The 266-nt window shown below is 69.5% G+C and carries 1 pseudogene; it reads left to right on the top strand.

Annotation, left to right across the window (positions count from 1 at the left end):
- A pseudogene (locus U4012_RS35765) lies at positions 1-266 on the top strand (hypothetical protein); the annotation flags it as partial.

Raw genomic sequence — 266 nt, 5'->3', positions numbered from 1 at the left:
GGTGCGAACACGGTGGCGATCGGCTCGGGCGCCACGGCGACGAACGCAGGCGATGTGGCGCTGGGTTCGGGTTCGACGACGGCAGCGGCCAATCCGACGTCGAGCGCGACGATCGGCGGCACGACGTACTCGTTCGCGGGTACGAGCCCGGCGAGCGTGGTGAGTGTCGGTGCGGCCGGTGCGGAGCGTCAGATCACCAACGTGGCGGCTGGCCAGGTCAGTGCGACGAGCACGGACGCGATCAACGGTTCGCAGCTGTATGCGAC

It is taken from the genome of Burkholderia sp. BCC1988 (assembly GCF_905339895.1).
In the GTDB taxonomy this organism is placed as follows: domain Bacteria; phylum Pseudomonadota; class Gammaproteobacteria; order Burkholderiales; family Burkholderiaceae; genus Burkholderia.
This window is presented reverse-complemented; position numbering and strand designations above follow the sequence as displayed.